Here is a 19323-nt window from a genome sequence, read left to right as displayed (position 1 = left end):
GCATGAACAAGCTCGGATCGGCCGGCGCACCCGGCACCGGCTCGTTCCTGTTCGCCGACCCCGCCGACGAACAAGCCGCACTGGTGCAAGCCGAACACGAGGCGCACCACAAGTCGCTGCTCGCTCTGAAGGAGTACCAGGACGGCGAGCCGGCAACAAACGGTCACGGCCACTAGAAGTCAGTTCGACAGTGGGGCCCCGCACACGAAAAAGTGTGCGGGGCCCCACTGCTTTACCCTGGCCGTATGCACGAGATGACTCGCGAGCAATGGTGGGCCTTCGCCACCGAGGGCACCCGCACCGGGATGCTGGGGCTGGTACGGGCCAACGGAGCGCCCATCGTGACACCGGTCTGGTTTCTGCTCCATGAGGGACCCGGCGGCGATGAGCTGATCTTCACGACGGGCACGGAAACATTGAAAGGCAAGGCCATTCGACGGGATCCGCGCATCTCGCTGGCCGTCGACGACCAGCGCCCGCCCTACTCCTACGTCCAGTTCACAGCCGAAGCGCGACTGACCAGTGATCTCGATGAGATGCGCGAATGGGCGACCAGGATCGGCGGACGCTACATGGGAGCCGAGCTGGCCGAGGATTTCGGCCGTCGCAACGCGGTTCCGGAGGAATCGCTGGTGCGCGCCACCATCACGAAAGTCGTTGCCCGCGCAGGGATCGCAGATTAAGACCCTGGCGCACCGAGCTCGCGCAGCTTCTTGAGGGTCACCCACGGAATCGCGCCCATCGCGCAGGTGATCACCCCGCCGAACACGAACGCGACGAGGGCGGCGGTGTCGCTGTCCACTGCCAGCAGATAGGCGCCGGTGACCACCGCCAGCAGCGCCAGACCGATCGCACCGGCGATCCCTACGGTGGCGCGCAGCCACAGCCGATCGACCACCACTGATTTCGATGCCGCCTCGGCGGCCGCCCGATAGGCCGGTGACCCCGGCCCGGTGTAATCCTTCGGAACATGGCTCGTGTGGTCCGCTAGTCCGCCGAATGTCTTGAGCTTCTCGGTCGAGGCCTCCGCGGGAGGCGGGCCCGACGGCACACTGCCGGCCCCGGAAGCATTGGCACCCTTGGATTTAGGTACGGCCTTTGACGGGCCACGCGTCGTGCGCTGAGCCGCCGTCTTGCGGGCGCGCAGTAGCAGCGGCACGGCACCGATGATGACGGCCAGCGATACCCCGATGACAATGTAGATCCCCAGCGACGGCCCAGCCGATCCCGGCGCGCCCTCCCCCAGCCCGGTCATCACGACGATGGCGCCGACCAACATCCCGACGAATGCCAGCCAGATGACGGCGCACAGCCCAATGAGCATCCGGTCGACGGCCTCCGGAGAGGATCGACGCACCGGACCGGCAAGTGCCTCCAGTGGCTTGGCCAATCGACCCGCTGGCATCAGCAGGTTGCCTGCGCCGAATTGTTGTTGTTGGCGGACAGAACCTGGCCATCGCTGGTGGTGATCGTGCAATTGAGCTGGCTCAGGCGCAGGAAGCTGCTCGCCGACACCGAACCGATCTCCGAGTTCGAGATCGGGGTGACGGTGATCGACCACGGGATGTAGACGTTCGGGTTTACCCGGGTACGCCCGGAGCCGTCGGTCCACGTGATCGAGATGCGATCAAGCGGGGCCTTCGAGCCCGTCACCGAGTACGTGATCTGCCGGGGCCCGGCCGGGGTCGTAGTCGTCGGCGGTGGAGGAGGCGGCGGCGTGGTGGTCGTCACCGGCGGCGGTGCCTCATGCGTCGTCACCGGCGGCGGAGGCGGAGGCACCGGAACCGGAGGTTCCACCGTCACGGTCTCGGTCACCACCGGCGGAGGTGGAGGTGGCGGCGGTTCAGTGGTTGGCGGCGGAGGTGGTGGAGGCGGAGGTTCCGTCGTGGTGGTGATGATCTCGTTCCACGGCGTGGTGCTCGGAGTCGGCGTGACCGAGGTGCTCTTGGCGGCACCGGTCGTCTCGTCCGAGCGCCCGGCCACCAGCAACGCGACGGATGCCACCAAGGTGATGGCGGCAATGATCGCCGCCACCCCGACGACCCAGGGCCACCGCGGCGGAGGCGGCTCCTCACCGTCGACCAGCTGGGTGTCGTACTCGTCGTACGGCACGTACGGACTGGTGAATTGCTCGGATTCGGGCGCCGAATACGCCTGTGAATGAAACGCGGCGGAATCCGGTCCGGAAGAGTCAGCAGCTGCGCCATCCGCGTTCGGACCGTCCAGATCCGGAACTTCCCCGGGAGTCCCCGACCCTGGGTTGTCCGTCCCACTCATCTACACAAGTTCCTTTTCGTCACTTCCCGCTCCCCGGCGGGCCACCTGCCTGAGGGGCCATGGCAACGATAGCCAAAGCAATCCGGGGCGACGAAACCCGACGGCCGTAAAAACCAAACTGACCACCGGATTGTTATCGAAAACGTGACAGTGCACACGGAGATGTCACACCAGTCACGGGAGTCCCGCCGCAAAGTACGAGCGCGGCGGCGAGAAGGGGGTGAAACGCGCGATGAGCTAGTGCTTCTCCGGGCCCACGTGGTACTCGAAGACCAGACCGGCGACCGCGCTGAGAACAAATACCGCACCGGCGGCAAGCAGCCACGGCAGCCATAGCGCCACACCCACGGCGGTGGTGGCGGCGGCAAGCGCGATCATGATGGGCCACCAGCTGTGCGGGCTGTAGAAGCCCAGCTCGCCGGCGCCGTCGGCGACCTCGGCGTCTTCGTAGTCCTCGGGCCGGGTGTCCAGGCGCCGGGCCACGAAGCGGAAGAAGGTCGAGATGATCAAGGACAGACCCGTGGTCATCACCATGGCGGTGGTTCCCGCCCATTCCACACCACCATTGGCGTAGAGGGCTGTCAGCACCGCGTAGACCACAGTGGCCAGGGCGAAGAATCCGGTGAGGATCTCGAAGAGTCGGGCTTCGATATGCATGCTGCGCTCCTACCTTTCCCGCTGCCTAGTTCTTCGCCGCGTTGTTGTCCGCCGGCGCGAGCTCCCCGCGGCGGCCATCGAACGGCCTGGTGGTAATCGAGACCGGCGACTGCCCGATCGACGCCAGCGCCTCGGCGTTGGTCTTACCCGCCTTGCGCGCTTCCAGGTAGAACTTGAAGTCGTTGGGGCTCACCACACGCAGCTCGAAGGCCATCATCGAGTGGTAGGTGCCACACATCTCGACGCAGCGACCCACGAACGCGCCTTCCTTCAGGATCTTGCTGACCTGGAAGACGTTGTCGGAGTTGTTGGCCTTGGGCTCGGGCATCACGTCGCGCGTGAACAGGAACGGGACCACCCGGAACGAGTGGATGACGTCGGCCGAGGCCAGCTGGAACTCGACGCTCTTGCCGCTGGGCAGCACCAGCACCGGGATCTCCGACGAGGTTCCGACGGTCTCGATCTTGTCGAAGTTCAGGTAGGTGCGGTCCTCACGGTTCAGGCCGCGCACCGGGCCGACGAGCTCGTTGCCGTGCGCATCCTTGCCCTCGGGCTTGGAGGTCATGGCCTTCTTGCGTTCCGGGTCGGCGCCTTCGTAGTTGAGGCTGCCGTCCTTGAACGCGACCTTCTGGTAGCCGAACTTCCAGTTCCACTGGAAGGCGGTCACGTCCACGACGACCTCGGGGTTCGGGTCCTTGTGCATGACCTTGTTCTGCACCACGACGGTGAAGTAGAAGAGCACCGCGATGATCAGGAAGGGCACCACCGTCAAGATGAGCTCCAGCGGCAGGTTGTAGCCGAACTGGCGCGGGAACTCGGTGTCGCCCGGCTTGTGCCGGTGGAACGCGACGGTCCAGAACGTCAGTGCCCACACGATGACGCCGACGACCAGCGAGGCCACGACTGCCCAGGTCCACAGGGGAGCCATGTAGTCGTGGGCTTCGGGGGTGATTCCCTCGGGCCACCCGAACCGCAGCACTTCTTGGACGCTACAACCGCTGAGCAGGAAGCTCGCCGCGCCCAACAGCACCACAGTGGCCAGCAGGGACGGCCGTGAGCCGGACCGTGACGTCACGTTTTAAGCCTCCTGTTTCGGTACAGAATCCATCGCTGACCAGTGGCAGCAATCGAATACTACGCAGCGTAGACCACGCGGTCGCATCAGGGCAGCGACGGGGCCGGTGTGGGGACCTAGGTCCTGGGACAGGTCGCGCGATGTTGCATACTTGGCCGCGTGTGTGGACTGGTGGCGTGGCTGGGCCCGCCGGGGTCTTCGCTCGAATCTCATAGCCCTGCGGTGGATGCGGCGATGGTGCATATGCGTCATCGCGGCCCCGATGAGCCGGGAATCTGGCACGAGGAAAACGTGCTCTTCGGTTTCAACCGGCTCTCGATCATCGACATCGCGCATTCGCATCAGCCGTTGCGCTGGGGACCGGCGGACACCCCCGACCGATACGTGCTGGTCTTCAACGGCGAGATTTACAACTACCTGGAACTCAGGGAGACGCTGCGGGCCGAGCACGGCGCAGCATTCGCCACCGAGGGCGACGGCGAGGCGATTCTGGCGGCGTACCACTTCTGGGGCCCGGATGCGCTGCACCGGCTGCGCGGCATGTTCGCCTTCGCGATCTGGGACACGGTCGAACGTGAGTTGTTCTGCGCGCGAGATCCTTTCGGCATAAAGCCGCTGTTCATGGCGACAGGCCCGGGCGGCACCGCGCTGGGCAGCGAGAAAAAATGCCTGCTGGATCTGGTGGAGCAATTGGGCATCGGGACCGAACTGGACCTGCGGGCGCTGCAGCACTACACAACGCTGCAGTACGTTCCGGAGCCCGAGAGCCTGCACACCGAGATCCGCCGCCTGGAATCCGGTTCGTACGCGCGCATCACCCCCGGTCAGGAGCCACGCGTCACGCGTTATTTCCCGGCCCGGTTCGCCGTCACGCCGTTCACCCGCGCGACCCGCCAGTCCCGGTACGACGAGATCACCGAGGTGCTTTCCGATTCGGTGGCCAAGCACATGCGGGCCGATGTCACGGTGGGTTCGTTCCTGTCCGGAGGTATCGACTCCACGGCCATCGCCGCGCTGGCGATCCGGCACAATCCGAAGCTCATTACGTTCACGACTGGCTTTGAGCGGCAAGGCTATTCCGAAGTCGATGTGGCGGTCGAGTCCGCCGAGGCGATCGGTGCCCGGCACGTCGTGAAGGTGGTCAGCCAGGAGGAGTTCGTTTCCGCGCTGCCCGAGATCGTCTGGTATCTGGACGATCCGGTGGCGGATCCATCCCTGGTACCGCTGTACTTCGTGGCCAAAGAGGCCCGTAAACACGTCAAGGTGGTGCTCTCCGGCGAGGGCGCCGACGAGCTCTTCGGTGGATACACGATCTACCGGGAACCCTTGTCGCTCAAGCCTTTCGAATACCTTCCCGGCGCGTTGCGACGTGGGGCGGCGCGGCTCTCGGCCGCCATCCCGGACGGGGTGCGCGGCAAGAGTCTGCTTAACCGCGGCTCGATGACGCTGGAACAGCGCTACTACGGAAACGCCCGCAGCTTCGATGACGAACAACTGCGCGCGGTGCTCCCCCACTATCGCCCGGAATGGGGACATCAGGACGTCACGGCTGAGCTCTACGAGCGGTGCGCGGGCTGGGATCCGGTGGCACGCATGCAGTATGTGGACCTTTTCACCTGGCTGCGCGGAGACATTCTGGTCAAGGCCGACAAGATGACGATGGCGAATTCGCTCGAGCTGCGGGTGCCGTTCCTTGATCCCGAGGTGTTCAAGGTAGCCTCGCAGCTGCCCTACCGGGAGAAGATCACCCGCGAAACCACGAAGTACGCCCTCCGCAGGGCACTGGAACCCATTGTGCCGGCGCATGTTCTGCACCGGACCAAGCTCGGTTTCCCGGTACCCATCCGGCACTGGTTCGTCGACGGACTGCTACACGACTGGGCCCGCGAGATGCTGGCGACCACGCAAGCCGGGCACTTGATCGATGTGCCCGCTGTCGGCCGGATGCTCACCGAGCACGCCGCCGGCGCCGCCGATCACAGCCGCAGGCTGTGGACGGTGCTGATCTTCATGCTGTGGCACGCGATCTTCGTCGAGCAGTCGGTGCGGCCGAACATCCAGGAGCCGCAGTACCCGGTGCAGCTCTAAAGAGCTGCACCGATCTCGTCGGCGGCGTCCGGGCCGTACGCGTCGGCAAGGCGGGCCAGCGCCTCGTCACGCTCCCACAGCCATTCCTGAGTTCCCACTGTCTCCAGCACCAGGGTGGCCACCAGCGATCCCAGCTGTGCCGAACGCTCCAGGCTCAGGCCGGCACTACGGGCGGTGAGGAATCCGGCACGCCACGCGTCGCCGACACCGGTCGGGTCGACCTGCCCCTTCTCCGGGACCACACCCACCTTGAGGGAGGTGCCGTCCTTCTCCACGATCTCGACGCCGTTGGGACCCAGGGTGGTGATCCGCAGCTCGACACGCTCACGCACGTCCGCCTCGGTCCACCCTGTCTTGGAGAGCAACAGATCCCACTCGTAGTCGTTGGTGAACAGGTAGGCGGCACCGCCGACGAGTTCGCGGGCCTGCTCGCCGGAGAGCCGGGCCAACTGCTGCGACGGGTCGGCCGCGAACGGCAATCCCAGGCTGCGGCATTCCTCGGTGTGCCGGAACATGGCATCGGGGTCGTTGGCCCCGATGATCACCAATTCCGGTGTCCCGGTGGTCGATACGACATCTGCCAGCGAGATGTCACGGGCTTCGGACATCGCACCCGGATAGAAGGACGCGATTTGAGCCATGTCCTGATCTGTCGTGCACACGAAACGCGCGGTGTGCGCGGTCTGGGAGATCAGCACGCCGTCGCAGTTGACGCCGTGGCCCTCGAGCCAGGACCGGTACTCGTTGAAGTCCGCACCCACGGCGCCGACCAGCGCGGGCTTGCCACCGAGCACGCCGATGGCGAACGCGATGTTCCCCGCGACGCCTCCACGACGGATTTCCAGATCGTCAACCAGGAAGCTGAGGGACACCTTCTGCAGGTGCTCGACCAAGAGCTGCTCGGAGAACTTGCCGGGGAAGTTCATGAGGTGGTCGGTTGCAATGGATCCGGTGACGATGATGGACACGCGTGAGACCCTTCGTAGGATTCGGGCGGGCTTGGGTAGTCGACGGACAACCACAGAAGCTTACCTAACGTAACTGTTCCGGGGTTGTGGCCGATTGCTAGCCTGGATTGTCGGGGAGTGCGATCTGGGGAAACGAAATTTCAGGAGAGTCAATGGCGGAACCAGGTTATTCGACGGTGCCCTACCCTGGTTTACCGCCCATGCCCCCCCCGGTCGACTACCCCGACCGCAAGCGCAAGGTGCCCGGCTGGCTCGCCCCGGCCGCGGTGGTGGCGGCATTGGTGGTGCTGGCGCTGCTGCTCGGCTTTCTGACCAAGAACTCCGGCGTGTCCCACCGGCCCAGCGAGGCGAAGATCGAACAGACCATCCAGGGCTACCTGGATGCGATGGCCAAGCTCGACATCGTGACGCTGGCCCGCAATGCCGGCTGCGGCCTGTACGACGCGGTGCGCGACAAGGACACCGACGACACGATTGTGCGCGCCAATGCTCAACAGTTCGTGAACACCTTCGGGACGGCCACCGTGAAGTCGATCGACAAGATCGTCTACTTCTCCGAGTACCAACTCAAGGTGCTGTTCACCGCGACCAGCCAGAAGCGTAAGGACGCCCCTCAGGGGCAGGCCGAGCTACTGATCAACGACGGCAAGATCTACGTGTGCTCCGCGTACATGCGCGGCTCGAACGCGTTCTGATCAGTTGAACGAGTCGCCGCAGGCGCAGGAGCCGGTGGCGTTCGGGTTGTCGATCGTGAAGCCCTGCTTCTCGATGGTGTCGACGAAGTCGATCGAGGCGCCCTGGATGTACGGGGCACTCATCCGGTCCACGGTGAGCTTCACACCGTCGAACTCGGTGACCAGGTCACCGTCCAGGGTGCGGTCGTCGAAGAACAACTGGTATCGCAGGCCCGCGCAACCACCGGGCTGGACCGCGATGCGCAGCGACAGATCGTCGCGGCCTTCCTGATCCAGCAGCGCCTTGGCCTTGGCGGCGGCGGCGTCGGTCAAGACGGCACCATGAGTTTCCTCGGTGGAGGTGGCAGTCGATTCGTCTTGGACAGTCATCGTGGGATCTCCCCTGCGTCGAAGCTCTCGGGCGGACGTCCAGGTAATGAACGTCTTGTGATCTCAACGGTACCTCGTCTAGGGGTATTCCTACATCTACGCCCTAGCCATGTGACCAGTCACGTGCGACCTGGGCCGCCAGGCCCGCCAGCTGGCCCGCCGCATCCTCCATGGCCAACCGCACGGACCCCGCGAACTGGGCAATCGATTCAGCACGCGCGATACCGGCCCTCCGGTATTCATCGGCCGTCAGCGCAACCTGCCCGGCCAGCACCAACACCGGGATGCCGGAGGTCGCGGCGCGGCTCGCGACCGCCCCCGCCACCTTGCCGTGCAGGGTTTGGTCATCGAACTTGCCTTCGCCGGTGATCACCAGGCCCGCCCGCACGATCGCAGCGTCCAGGCCGGTGTGTTCGGCGACGATTCGCGCTCCCGATTCGCGACGCGCTCCGAGCGCGAGCAGCGCCGCGCCGATCCCGCCGGCGGCCCCGGCTCCGGCGAGGTCACGCACGCCCCGGCCGGTCTGCTCCTCCATTTCCGCGACCCACCCGGTCAGCCGTGCCTCCAGGCGTCTGACGGTGTCCGGGTCTGCGCCCTTCTGCGGACCGAACACCGCGGCCGCACCACGCGGGCCCAGCAGCGGATGCTCGACGTCGCTGGCGACCACCAATTCCGTTGTGGCCAGACGCCGCTGAGCCACAATGAGCCCGCCAAGGCCCGCGACGAGCCCCGCACCCCCATCCGTGCTGCTGCTGCCGCCAAGACCGACCACGATTCGGGTGGCTCCACCATCGAGCGCCGCCGCGATCAGCTGCCCGACCCCGGTGCTGTGCGCACGCCAGGCGGTATCGACCGACGGCGCACGTTTGAGCAGCGGCAGCCCGCAGGCCTGCGCGCATTCGATGTAGGCGGTCGTGCCGTCGAGCAGCCATTCGGCGTCGACATCCTCATCCAGAGGGCCGCGTATTCGCAGCGCGTGCCGGTGCGCCGTGACCAGCTGCGCGGCCAGCACGTCGACGAACCCGGGTCCCCCGTCTGATTGGGGGCTGAGAATGATGATGTCGCCGGGGCGAGTCCTTCCCCAGCCCTCCGCGATGGCGGTCGCCGCCTCTGTGGCGGTGAGCGTGTCTCCGAAGCTGTCGGGCGCCACCAGAATCTGACTCATTCGCGCAGGATAATCTGGGCGTGTGAATCTGCTCGGCCGAAAGAAATCCACCTCCGAAAACGGCGCCGCCGACGAGTCCTCCTCACCCACCGGTGAGACGGACGTCACATCGCCGGCGCAGGCCGGAAAGGGCCGCCCCACCCCGAAGCGGGATGCCGGCAAGCGTCGTGGACCTGTTGCCCCGGCACCCTTGACCAGTGCCGAGGCCCGGCAGCGTCGCAAGTCCCTGCGCGGACCGAAACTGTCGCGGGCCGAGCGCAAGGTCGAGAACGCAGAGCGGCGCGCCCGGATGTCCGACAGCCGCGAGAAGATGATGGCCGGCGATGAGGCGTACCTGTTGCCGCGCGACAAGGGACCCGTGCGCGCGTTCGCCCGCGACATCGTCGATTCACGCCGCAATGTGCTGGGGCTGTTCATGCCTCTGGCGCTGTTCCTGATCTTCACCATGTTCGCGGTGCCGTCTGTGCAGGTTCAGATGTGGATGACCCCGGCGATGCTGGTCTTGATGATCGTCATGATCGTCGACGGGGTTTTCGTTGGCAGACTCGTGAACAAGCGCGTCTCCGAACGCTTCCCGACCAGCGACGAGGGCGGCTTCAAACTCGGCTGGTACGCGGCCAGCCGCGCATCGCAGTTGCGCAAGATGCGCGCACCACGCCCCCGGGTGAACCGCGGCGAGCCGGTCTAGCCTCAGGTGGCTACCACGCTGGTGCTCGGTGGAATACGTTCGGGAAAATCACGTTTCGCCGAGTCTCTGCTGCCCGCCTCGGGCCCCGTGCGATACCTGGCGACCGGAACATCTGTCCACGAAGACGAGGCCTGGACGCAAAGGGTTGCCGCACACCGGTCTCGGCGTCCCGATGGCTGGTCGACGGCCGAGACAACCCATATCGCCGAGGAACTGCGCGCGCCCGACGCGATGCCGACGCTCGTCGACGATCTCGGGGGGTGGCTGACCGCGAGGATGGATGCCCGCGCGGCATGGGACCGTGGCGGTGAGGTTGTGGCCTCCGATATCGATGAGTTGGTCGATGCGATCAGCTCGTATGGCAGCGAGTTGGTGATCGTGAGCCCCGAGGTCGGATTGACCATTGTGCCCGCCACCGCATCCGGGCGGCTGTTCGCCGATCAGCTCGGCGCCCTGAATCAGGCTGTGGCACAGCACTGTCAACGGGTCCTCTTGGTGGTGGCCGGTCAGCCACTGGCCATCAAGGGAGCGGCCGAGTGAGCGGCGGCGAGGCACCGCGTTTCGCCCCGGTCTCGGCACCCAACCCGGATATCGCCGCCGCCGCACGTGACCGGCAACGGCAGCTCACCAAACCGAACGGCGCACTGGGGCGTCTGGAAGAACTCTCGGTTTGGGTAGCGGCCTGCCAAAATCGTTGCCCCCCTGAGACATTCCAACATCCACGGGTGATCGTCTTCGCCGGTGATCACGGTGTGGCTGCCGCCGGAGTGTCCGCCTATCCCCCGTCGGTGACCGCACAGATGGTGCGCAACATCGAAGCGGGCGGCGCGGCCGTCAACGTGCTCGCCGCACTAGCGGGGGCGAGTGTGCGCGTCGCCGACATCGCCGTGGGCCGTCCCAGTGGCAATATCGCCGTCGAGGACGCTCTCACCGAGGAGCAGGCTCATGCCGCGCTGGCTGCCGGTATCGCCCTGGCTGACGCCGAGATCGACTCCGGAGCCGATCTGCTCATCGCGGGCGATATGGGCATCGGCAACACCACTCCCGCAACCGTGTTGGTGGCGGCGCTCACCGGAAGCGAACCGGTGGCGGTGGTGGGCCGCGGCACCGGAGTCGATGACGCGGGGTGGGCACGCAAGACCGCCGCGGTGCGCGATGCGTTGCGCCGCACCAAAGATGTGCGTGCCGACCCGGTGGCGCTGCTCGCCCGGGCAGGTGGCGCCGATCTGGCGGCAATCACCGGTTTCGTGGCGCACGCGGCGGTGCGGCGCACCCCTGTGCTGCTCGACGGGCTGGTGGTGACCGCAGCCGCACTGGTGGCCGAACAGCTGGCTCCGGGCGCACGCCAGTGGTGGCTCGCCGGGCATCGCTCTACCGAGCCGGCGCATTCGCTTGCCCTGCAACGCCTCCGGCTAGATCCCGTGCTGGATCTGCAGATGCGCTTGGGTGAGGGCTCCGGGGCGCTCGTCGCACTACCGGTGTTGCAGGCCGCCGCGGGCACACTGGCACAGATGGCGACCTTCGATGAGGCCCGAATCGACGGGCCGGGCGCGTGAACCGGCTGCTGCGGCTGCTGCGGCCCATCGGCGGGGCCTTCGAATTCTCCACCGTGACACCGGTTCCCGCACGGCTCGCCGGCACCCTCTCGGGCCCGGTGCTGACGGCGCTGCCCGTGGTGGGCGCCGCACTCGGTGCGCTCGCAGCGGCAACCGCCTACCTGGCGGCATCGGTCTACATCGCGCCCATCGCGGGGCTTGCCGCCGCAACCGTGGTGGTGCTGGCGACCCGCGGCATGCATATCGACGGCCTGTCGGACACGGCAGATGGGCTCGGCTGCTACGGACCACCGGAGCGCGCACTCACCGTAATGCGCGATGGTTCGGCCGGACCGTTCGGGGTTGCCGCGGTGATCATCACCCTTCTGGCACAGACATTGTCGTTCGGAACGCTGGCCTCCCGGCAGGAGTGGCTGGCCATCGCGCTGGCGATCGCAGTGGGACGCGTCAGCGCGGTAGTGGCGTGTCGGCGCGGCGTGCCAGGTGCCGCACACAGCGGCTTCGGTGCCCGGGTGGCCGGGTCGCAGCCTTTGTGGCTGGCCGGGATCTGGGTGCTCGCGGCGATGGCCGTCGGCTTTCTCGCGCAGCCCTGGCGGCCATGGCAAGGGCCGGTTGCGGTGGTGATCGCGCTGGGCGCCGGAGTGCTGCTGGTGCGCCACTGCGTGCGCAGGTTCGGTGGCATCACCGGAGACGTGTTAGGAGCAAGCATCGAGGTGACCACCACGCTGGCAGCACTCGGATTCGCGGCCTCGTGAGGCGGCGACGAAAGATTCATCAAGAGTTCGCGATCACCCCGGCCTGTGCGGTCGCGTTACCTGGTGCCGTAGGCCACTATTCGAACTTATGCCGCGCAATCCTGTGACCCCGGCCGGTGAGACACCGGATATGGGGATTCCCGAGCCGATCGCCCGCTCGATGTCCATGGCCGAACAGTACGAATGGCATCGCGGATATCTGCGTCGCCACCCGGTCTCGCGTCGCAACTTCCTGCGGGGATCGGCCGCCGCTGCCGCGGTCGCCGCGCTGGGCGTATCACCATTTGGGCGGCGGGCGTATGCCGATGACGCACCACTGGGTGTGGCCGGCAGGCGGGTGGGGTACGGCGCAGATTCGTCCAGCCAGCTCAGTTTTTCCGGGCAGCTGTCCAGAAATCCGCACGGCACCAAGATCTTTCTCGACCATGGGCCTACCCCCGAACTCGGCGCCTCCCTCGAAGCCGAGGTCCGCAATCTCGTGACACAGATTCCCTCAAGCGATCACGGGGTGCTGGGAGCCGAACAGTTCTACGTGCACGCTCCCGTCCATGGACTCGGCGGGGGCACTGAGCACTTCTACCGCTGGCGCACCACCGACGGATTCTCGAGCGATATCCGTTCCGCCGCGACGGCCATTCCGTCCGCACGAAACGCGTTCGCCCCCTTCCGGTTCACCATGATGGGCGATCAGGGCACCGACGAGACCCCCGCGCTCCCACCAAATCTGGCCCCCGGTGAGTACGACGACAGCTACTACAGCGCCGATAACGACCCGGCCACGCCGCACACACAGAACGTCATGAACCAGATCGTGGCGTGCCGACCTGATTTTCATATCCTGGCCGGGGACATCGCCTATGCGGACCCATCCGGAATGGGAAAGAAGCCCGAGTTCGTATCTTCCGGCGGCAAGGCCGCGGCCGGGTTCGACAAATACAATCCGTTCGTCTGGGACGTCTACCTGACCTCCATCGAGCCCAGCGCCTCGACAACACCATGGATGTTCGCCACCGGCAATCACGACATGGAAGCCGCGTACGGAAATCACGGCTACGGCGGCCATCTGGCCCGTCTCGGATTCCCCGGCAACGGCCCCGCGGGGTGCCCGTCCGCGTACTCGTTCACCTACGGCAATGTCGCCGTCCTGTCCCTGGACGCCAATGACGTGTCCTACGAGATCAGGGCGAACACCGGCTACTCGCGCGGCGCCCAAACCGGTTGGGTGGGAAGAACTTTAGCGGCATATCGGGCAAATCCGAATATCGACTTCATCGTGTGCTTCTTCCACCACTGCGCGTATTCGACGACGCTGTCGCATGCCAGCGACGGTGGCGTGCGCGACGCGTGGTGCGCGCTGTTCGACCGCTATCAGGTGGATCTGGTGCTGCAGGGACACAACCACGTCTTCGAGCGCACGGATCCGATTCGCGCGGGACGTCCGACCCGAGAAGCCGGCGATCGGTCCACCGTAGACCCGGAATCGGATGGCACCGTGTACTACACCGTGGGTTCTGCGGGCCGGCCCCGCTATGACTTTCAGCCGGGCGAGCCGGAGGGATACCGGGGCCGCGAGCTCACCGACACGTTGGTTCCCAACAGCTACGTCTGGGCGCCCGACGGCAGTAAGCACGCCGAGGCGGTCACCTGGTCGCGCGTGCGGTATCGCAACTACGCATTCATCCGCGTCGACGTGCGGCCGGGGACATTCGTCAGCGAGATGGATGTCACGGCCGTCGATGAGTATGGACGCGAATTCGACACGGTGACCTATCGCCGCCCCGTACGCGCACAGGCGTCCTAGCCGAGCTTGGTGATCCAGCCATGCGTATCGGCGAAGGTGCCGCGCTGGATTCCGGTCAGCGTGTCGCGCAGCGCCATGGTCACCTCGCCGGGTTCCCCTTCGCCAATGGTGAATTCACCGCTGGAGTGCTTGACGCGGCCAACCGGCGTGATGACCGCGGCTGTGCCGCAGGCGAACACCTCGGTGATCTCTCCCGAGGCCGCCTTCTTCTCCAGCTCGTCGACGTCGATCTTGCGTTCCTCGATGGCGAATCCGGCATCGGAGGCCAGCTGCAACAAGGACTTCCGCGTCACACCGGGCAGCAGTGATCCGGATAGTTCGGGAGTAACCAAGCGTGCCTCACCGTCGCGGCCGAACACGAAGAACAGGTTCATGCCACCCATTTCTTCGATGTACCGGCGCTCGATGGCATCGAGCCAGACCACCTGATCGCAGCCCTCTTCGGCGGCCTGCGCCTGGGCGACCAGCGAGGCGGCGTAGTTCCCACCCGTCTTGGCCGCGCCGATCCCGCCCGGTGCGGCACGCACGTATTCGTGCGAGAGCCAGACACTGACCGGCTTGATGCCCTGGGAGAAGTACGCGCCAGCGGGTGAGGCGATGAGCAGGTACCGGTATTCGGCGGCGGGCCGCACCCCGAGACCGGCCTCGGTGGCGATGATGAACGGCCGCAGATACAGCGATTCCTCGCCGCCGCCCGGCGGCACCCAGTCGGAGTCGACGGCGATCAGCTGACGCAGCGACTCGATGAACAGCTCTTGCGGCAGCTCAGGGATGGCGATGCGGCGGCAGGACTGGATCATTCGTTCGGCGTTAGCTTCGGGACGGAACGCCGCGATGGTCCCGTCGGGTTGCCGGTACGCCTTGAGCCCCTCGAAGACCTCCTGCGCGTAGTGCAGCACGATGGCCGACGGGTCAAGTGTGATGGGGCCGTAGGGCACCACTTGCGCGTTGTGCCAACCATTTTCGGTGTTCCAATCGATGGACACCATGTGGTCGGTGAAGTACTTCCCAAAGCCCGGCGCGGCCAGTACCTCAGCCCGACGCGCCGGGCTGGCCGGTGACGGGTTGAGTTGCCGGGTGAACTCGGGAAGCGGATTCATGCTCGGCAGTCTAGCTGTCCGATGTCGCCAAATCCGAACCCATTATCCGACGTTGACGTCCACGAACGGCGGCTTGACGACCTCGCATTCGATCTCCCGGCCCCGCACGTCGACGGCGACGGTGGCCCCGTCAGCGATCTGGGCGGCGCTGTCCAGCAGGGCCAATGCAATACCGGTCTTGAGAGTCGGCGAGAAGGTGCCCGAAGTGGTCACCCCTACCGGCTGGCCGCCCGAGAGCACCGTGAGATCGGGTCGCAACACGCCGCGGCCGGTGGCCCGCAGGCCACGCAGGGTGCGGCGCGGACCTTCCGCCTTCTCCTGGGCGAGGGCCTCACGCCCCCAGAACGCCTCCTTCTTCCATCCGACGGCCCATCCTGCCCGCGCCTGCACCGGACTGATGTCGAGGGACAGCTCGTGACCGTGCAGCGGATAGCCCATCTCGGTGCGCAGCGTGTCGCGCGCGCCCAGCCCGGCCAGCTGGCCGCCTGCCTCGGTGATCACCGGCAGCAGTGCGTCGAACACGGCTCCGGCGGAATCCCAGGACGGCAGCAGTTCGTAGCCGTGTTCGCCGGTGTAGCCGGTCCGGCACACCCGCACCGGCTGACCGTCGAGCGTCGCGTCGGCGTACGCCATGTATTCCATATCGGTCGGCAGTCCGAGCCGCAGCAGCACGTCGGCCGACTTGGGTCCCTGCACGGCCAGCACCGCGTAGTCGCGGTGCTGGTTGGTGATGGTGATTCCCTCGGGCGCCTTCTCCTGCAGAGCGGCCACCACCGCTGCGGTGTTGGCGGCGTTGGGCACCAGGAAGATCTCGTCATCGGAGACGTAGTAGGTGATGAGGTCGTCGACGACACCGCCGGTCGGGGTGCAACACAGGGTGTACTGCGCCTTGCCCGGCCCAATCTTGTTGAGATCGTTGGTGAAAGACGCGTTGACGAACGCCGCGGCACCCGGCCCACGCACCAGCGCCTTGCCGAGGTGGCTCACGTCGAACAGTCCGACGGCCTCCCGGGTGGCGGTGTGCTCACCCACTGTGCCGGCATAGGACACCGGCATATTCCAGCCGCCGAATTCGGCGAAGGTGGCACCTTGTGCGGCGTGCCGATCGTGAAGAGGGCCGAGCAAGAGATCCGTCATGGCGTTCACCCTAATTGGCGCATCACCGGCTTTCACTAGGCTGTGATCTCATGAGCGCATACACGGCACCTTCGTTCACCTTGGCCACGTCCATTCCGCAGCGCGGGGTCTCCGCCGCGGTGCTGCTGGTGGGGGTGCGCCCAGGGGAGAAAGAATCCGATAAGGGCCCCAAGGTGGTCGATGCGCAGCTGCTGGACAGCAAGGCAGTCAAGGCCATCGAGGCCGCTCTCAAGGCCGTGGGCGCGACCGGCTCGAGCGAGCAACTCACCCGGGTGGTCGTGGACGGTCTGCCGGTGTCCAGTGTGCTGGCGGTCGGCCTGGGTAAGGGAGATCCCAGCGCCGAGACGATTCGGCGTGCCGCGGGCGTGGCCGCCCGCTCGCTCGACAACGTCGAAACCCTGGTGACCACGCTGTCCGCGAGCGATGTCGATGCCACCGTGCAGGGCCTGGCACTTGGCGGATACCGGTTCGCGGAGTTCCGCAGCGCCAAAACCGCACCGAAGGACGTTGGACTGCAGAAGGTTACGTTGCTCGTCGCCGACAAGGGCCGCGCGCAGAAAGACGCCATGGAGCGCGGCGCCGCCATCGCGGCTGCTGTGATCATCGCGCGTGACTTTGTGAACACCCCACCCAGTCATCTGTTCCCGGCCGAATTCGCCAAGCGGGCAAAAACTCTGGCGACGACCGAGGGCATCGAGGTCGAGGTGCTCGACGAGAAGGAACTGGCCAAGGCCGGCTACGGCGGCATCATCGGAGTCGGCAAGGGCTCCTCGCGCCCACCGCGGCTGGTGCGGCTGACCTACCGGGGCGCCAAGGGCAAAAAGGCCAAGAAGGTCGCGCTCGTGGGCAAGGGCATCACCTTCGACACCGGTGGCATCTCGATCAAACCCGCGGGCGGCATGGAGAACATGACCTCCGATATGGGTGGAGCGGCAGCGGTTATCGCGGTGACCTTGCTGGCCGCCCGCCAGCAGCTGCCCATCGACGTCATCGCGACCGTGCCCATGGCCGAGAACATGCCGTCCTCGACGGCACAGCGCCCCGGAGACGTGCTGACCCACCTGGACGGCACCACCGTCGAGGTGATCAACACCGATGCCGAGGGTCGCCTCATCCTCGCCGACGCGATCGTGCGGGCCTGCCAGGATGAGCCCGACTATCTGATCGACACCGCGACGCTGACCGGTGCACAGGTGGTGGCCCTGGGCACCCGCACTCCTGGCGTGATGGGCACCGACGAGTTCCGCGACCGGGTGTCGACGATCTCGCAGTCCGTAGGCGAAAACGGTTGGGCCATGCCGCTGCCCGAGGAACTGCGCGACGATCTCAAATCCAGGGTTGCCGACCTGGCGAACGTCACCAACCACCGCAACGGCGGCATGTTGGCGGCCGGTCTGTACCTGCGCGAGTTCGTGGCCGACGGTGTGCAGTGGGCACATATCGACGTCGCGGGCCCGGCGTTCAACACCGGCGGATCGTGGGGTTACACGGCCAAGGGCGGGACCGGCGTGCCGGTGCGCACCATCTTCGGGGTGCTGGAGGACATCGCCACCAACGGCTGACGTCGGCTAGGCGCCTTCCTCGGCCGCCCGTCGCTTCAGGATTTTCTGCCGGGCGTCGTAGTCACGCTTGCGTTGTGGGTATCCCGTGCGGTGCACGTCGTACACCGGGATCTTGAGTCGCTCGGAGATTCGGCGCGCGCCCGCTACCCCGCCAACACGTCGACGGGTCCACTCGCCGTCACCTGCGATGAGAATCACGGTGACGTCCGAGAAGTTGGTCTGCGGCTCGACATAGGCCTCCACACCAGTGCGTGCCGCGGTCCAATTCGCCAGGTAGCGCAGGTCGTCGTTGTTGCCTTGTTTGGTCTGCCCCTCGCGCTTACTTCGAAAGGCGTCGATCCATGCCATTGGACCATGGTGCCAGCTAATTCTGAGAACAGGCTGTAATCCCACCGGTCACCCCACACTGAATCGCTTCAGTCTGCTGGTCTGACCGGCAACGAGCCGCACCGCCGACTTCGGCACGCCCAAGTGCTCGGCAAGCAAAGCGAGCGCGGCCTTGTTGGCTTTGCCGTCGATGGCCGGCTCCCGCACGAACAGGGTGAGGGCGCCATCGTCGGCAACCTCGACGGCGGGCCCCTTGCGACTGCCAGGCTTGATGACGCAGACGACTGTGCGCTCGCTCACCCTCCGATCTTGGACCCGGGCAGGCGCGCCGTTCCAGTCAGTGACAGGATTGACCCGCTGTCCACGTCGCTGTGGTAAGCCAGATATGTCCACGTTGTGTGAGCCGCTATCGGAACCTTTTCAGGAGTGGAAACCATGGCCTTCTCCGTCCAGATGCCCGCCCTCGGTGAGAGCGTGACCGAAGGGACGGTGACACGGTGGCTCAAACAAGAGGGCGACACGGTCCAAGTCGACGAGCCGCTGCTCGAGGTGTCCACCGACAAGGTGGACACCGAGATCCCCGCTCCCACTTCGGGTGTGCTGACCAAGATCGTCGCCCGCGAGGATGACACCGTCGAAATCGGCGGCGAGCTGGGCGTGATCAGCGAGGCCGGCGAAGCAGAGTCCGCGGAGTCCGCGCCCGCCCCCGAGGCCGCCGCGCCGGCTCCCGAGCCTGCACCCGCTCCCGAACCGGAGCCCGAACCCGCGCCTGCCCCCGCGGCGGAACCGGCCGCTCCTGCTCCCGCCGCGGACGCTCCGGCGGGTCCCGGCACCTCGGTCAAGATGCCCGAGCTCGGCGAGTCGGTCACCGAGGGCACCGTGACCCGCTGGCTCAAGAAGGTCGGCGACGAGGTCGGCGTGGATGAGCCGCTCGTCGAAGTTTCGACCGACAAGGTCGACACCGAGATTCCGTCGCCGGTCGCCGGTGTGCTGCTGAGCATCTCGGCCAACGAAGACGACACCGTCGCCGTCGGTGGCGAACTCGGCGTCATCGGTGCGGCAGGCGCGGCTCCTGCCGCGGCACCTGCGCCTGCACCCACCCC

The 19323-nt window shown here is 66.3% G+C and carries 21 protein-coding genes and 1 pseudogene; 11 read left to right on the top strand and 11 right to left on the bottom strand.

Annotated elements, in window-relative coordinates; genetic code table 11:
* Both AOT83_RS26550 and AOT83_RS00370 read left to right on the top strand, forming a co-directional pair.
* A pseudogene (locus AOT83_RS26550) lies at positions 1–176 on the top strand (cytochrome b); the annotation flags it as partial.
* Positions 177–245: 69 nt separating this feature from the next.
* Complete coding sequence (locus AOT83_RS00370) at positions 246–683, top strand: PPOX class F420-dependent oxidoreductase (protein ID WP_030095460.1); 438 nt, start codon at positions 246–248, stop codon at positions 681–683.
* Here the strand turns inward: AOT83_RS00370 and AOT83_RS00365 are convergent.
* The 4 genes from AOT83_RS00365 to AOT83_RS00350 form a co-directional block, all read right to left on the bottom strand.
* Complete coding sequence (locus AOT83_RS00365; RefSeq protein WP_057966275.1) at positions 680–1405, bottom strand: DUF2561 family protein; 726 nt, start codon at positions 1403–1405, stop codon at positions 680–682. The genes AOT83_RS00370 and AOT83_RS00365 overlap by 4 nt on opposite strands.
* Positions 1405–2277 carry a hypothetical protein gene (locus tag AOT83_RS00360; protein WP_030095458.1) on the bottom strand — a complete coding sequence of 291 codons (873 nt, stop codon included), beginning with the start codon at positions 2275–2277 and terminating at the stop codon, positions 1405–1407. The genes AOT83_RS00365 and AOT83_RS00360 overlap by 1 nt, the downstream gene beginning before the upstream one ends.
* A gap of 237 nt (positions 2278–2514) precedes the next feature.
* On the bottom strand, positions 2515–2934 hold the full coding sequence (locus tag AOT83_RS00355; RefSeq protein ID WP_030095457.1) for a cytochrome c oxidase subunit 4: 420 nt from the start codon (positions 2932–2934) through the stop codon (positions 2515–2517).
* A gap of 25 nt (positions 2935–2959) precedes the next feature.
* Positions 2960–4009, bottom strand: a complete 1050-nt coding sequence (locus AOT83_RS00350) for a cytochrome c oxidase subunit II (protein WP_044104422.1) — start codon at positions 4007–4009, stop codon at positions 2960–2962.
* A 159-nt stretch (positions 4010–4168) separates the two neighbouring features.
* On the opposite strand from AOT83_RS00350, the gene asnB reads away from it, so the two are divergent.
* Positions 4169–6097 carry an asparagine synthase (glutamine-hydrolyzing) gene (asnB, locus tag AOT83_RS00345; RefSeq protein WP_044104421.1) on the top strand — a complete coding sequence of 643 codons (1929 nt, stop codon included), beginning with the start codon at positions 4169–4171 and terminating at the stop codon, positions 6095–6097.
* On the opposite strand, the gene AOT83_RS00340 is transcribed toward asnB, so the two are convergent.
* On the bottom strand, positions 6094–7065 hold the full coding sequence (locus tag AOT83_RS00340; protein ID WP_030095454.1) for a carbohydrate kinase family protein: 972 nt from the start codon (positions 7063–7065) through the stop codon (positions 6094–6096). The genes asnB and AOT83_RS00340 overlap by 4 nt on opposite strands.
* A 152-nt stretch (positions 7066–7217) precedes the next feature.
* On the opposite strand from AOT83_RS00340, the gene AOT83_RS00335 reads away from it, so the two are divergent.
* Entirely contained in the window at positions 7218–7760 is a 543-nt protein-coding gene (locus AOT83_RS00335) for a hypothetical protein (protein WP_030095453.1), read from the top strand.
* On the opposite strand, the gene AOT83_RS00330 is transcribed toward AOT83_RS00335, so the two are convergent.
* Both AOT83_RS00330 and AOT83_RS00325 read right to left on the bottom strand, forming a co-directional pair.
* On the bottom strand, positions 7761–8129 hold the full coding sequence (locus AOT83_RS00330) for an iron-sulfur cluster assembly accessory protein (RefSeq protein ID WP_030095452.1): 369 nt from the start codon (positions 8127–8129) through the stop codon (positions 7761–7763).
* 103 nt (positions 8130–8232) lie between these two features.
* Positions 8233–9294 carry a glycerate kinase gene (locus AOT83_RS00325; RefSeq protein ID WP_057966274.1) on the bottom strand — a complete coding sequence of 354 codons (1062 nt, stop codon included), beginning with the start codon at positions 9292–9294 and terminating at the stop codon, positions 8233–8235.
* 22 nt (positions 9295–9316) lie between these two features.
* Between AOT83_RS00325 and AOT83_RS00320 the strand changes: the two genes are divergently transcribed.
* The 5 genes from AOT83_RS00320 to AOT83_RS00300 all read left to right on the top strand — a co-directional run bounded on the left by AOT83_RS00320 (position 9317) and on the right by AOT83_RS00300 (position 14094).
* On the top strand, positions 9317–9982 hold the full coding sequence (locus AOT83_RS00320) for a DUF3043 domain-containing protein (protein ID WP_057966273.1): 666 nt from the start codon (positions 9317–9319) through the stop codon (positions 9980–9982).
* A gap of 6 nt (positions 9983–9988) precedes the next feature.
* On the top strand, positions 9989–10522 hold the full coding sequence (locus AOT83_RS00315; RefSeq protein WP_057966272.1) for a bifunctional adenosylcobinamide kinase/adenosylcobinamide-phosphate guanylyltransferase: 534 nt from the start codon (positions 9989–9991) through the stop codon (positions 10520–10522).
* On the top strand, positions 10519–11538 hold the full coding sequence (gene cobT, locus AOT83_RS00310; RefSeq protein ID WP_057966271.1) for a nicotinate-nucleotide--dimethylbenzimidazole phosphoribosyltransferase: 1020 nt from the start codon (positions 10519–10521) through the stop codon (positions 11536–11538). Before AOT83_RS00315 ends, cobT begins: the two co-directional genes overlap by 4 nt.
* Positions 11535–12293, top strand: a complete 759-nt coding sequence (locus AOT83_RS00305; RefSeq protein ID WP_057966270.1) for an adenosylcobinamide-GDP ribazoletransferase — start codon at positions 11535–11537, stop codon at positions 12291–12293. The genes cobT and AOT83_RS00305 overlap by 4 nt, the downstream gene beginning before the upstream one ends.
* An 88-nt stretch (positions 12294–12381) precedes the next feature.
* Complete coding sequence (locus tag AOT83_RS00300; RefSeq protein ID WP_057966269.1) at positions 12382–14094, top strand: metallophosphoesterase; 1713 nt, start codon at positions 12382–12384, stop codon at positions 14092–14094.
* Here the strand turns inward: AOT83_RS00300 and AOT83_RS00295 are convergent.
* Together AOT83_RS00295 and gcvT are read right to left on the bottom strand one after the other, a co-directional pair.
* Entirely contained in the window at positions 14091–15194 is a 1104-nt protein-coding gene (locus AOT83_RS00295; protein ID WP_030095445.1) for a branched-chain amino acid aminotransferase, read from the bottom strand. The genes AOT83_RS00300 and AOT83_RS00295 overlap by 4 nt on opposite strands.
* Positions 15195–15236: 42 nt before the next feature.
* Positions 15237–16331, bottom strand: coding sequence for a glycine cleavage system aminomethyltransferase GcvT (gene gcvT, locus AOT83_RS00290; protein WP_057966268.1), 1095 nt, complete (start codon positions 16329–16331; stop codon positions 15237–15239).
* Positions 16332–16381: 50 nt separating this feature from the next.
* On the opposite strand from gcvT, the gene AOT83_RS00285 reads away from it, so the two are divergent.
* Positions 16382–17893: a leucyl aminopeptidase gene (locus tag AOT83_RS00285; RefSeq protein WP_057966267.1), complete on the top strand. Its 1512-nt coding sequence runs from the start codon at positions 16382–16384 to the stop codon at positions 17891–17893.
* Positions 17894–17899: 6 nt separating this feature from the next.
* Here the strand turns inward: AOT83_RS00285 and AOT83_RS00280 are convergent, their stop codons facing one another.
* Entirely contained in the window at positions 17900–18241 is a 342-nt protein-coding gene (locus tag AOT83_RS00280) for a hypothetical protein (protein WP_057966266.1), read from the bottom strand.
* Positions 18242–18289: 48 nt separating this feature from the next.
* Positions 18290–18520, bottom strand: a complete 231-nt coding sequence (locus AOT83_RS00275; protein WP_057966265.1) for a DUF167 family protein — start codon at positions 18518–18520, stop codon at positions 18290–18292.
* A gap of 135 nt (positions 18521–18655) precedes the next feature.
* Here AOT83_RS00275 and AOT83_RS00270 point away from each other — a divergent pair.
* A partial coding sequence (locus AOT83_RS00270) for a biotin/lipoyl-containing protein (protein WP_346424249.1) occupies positions 18656–19323 on the top strand: 668 nt, incomplete at its 3' end.

Source organism: Mycobacteroides sp. H001 (genome assembly GCF_001440005.1).
Classification (GTDB): domain Bacteria; phylum Actinomycetota; class Actinomycetes; order Mycobacteriales; family Mycobacteriaceae; genus Mycobacterium; species Mycobacterium gwanakae.
The sequence above is the reverse complement of the archived record's forward strand: the minus strand, read 5'-3'. Positions and strand labels throughout refer to the sequence as shown.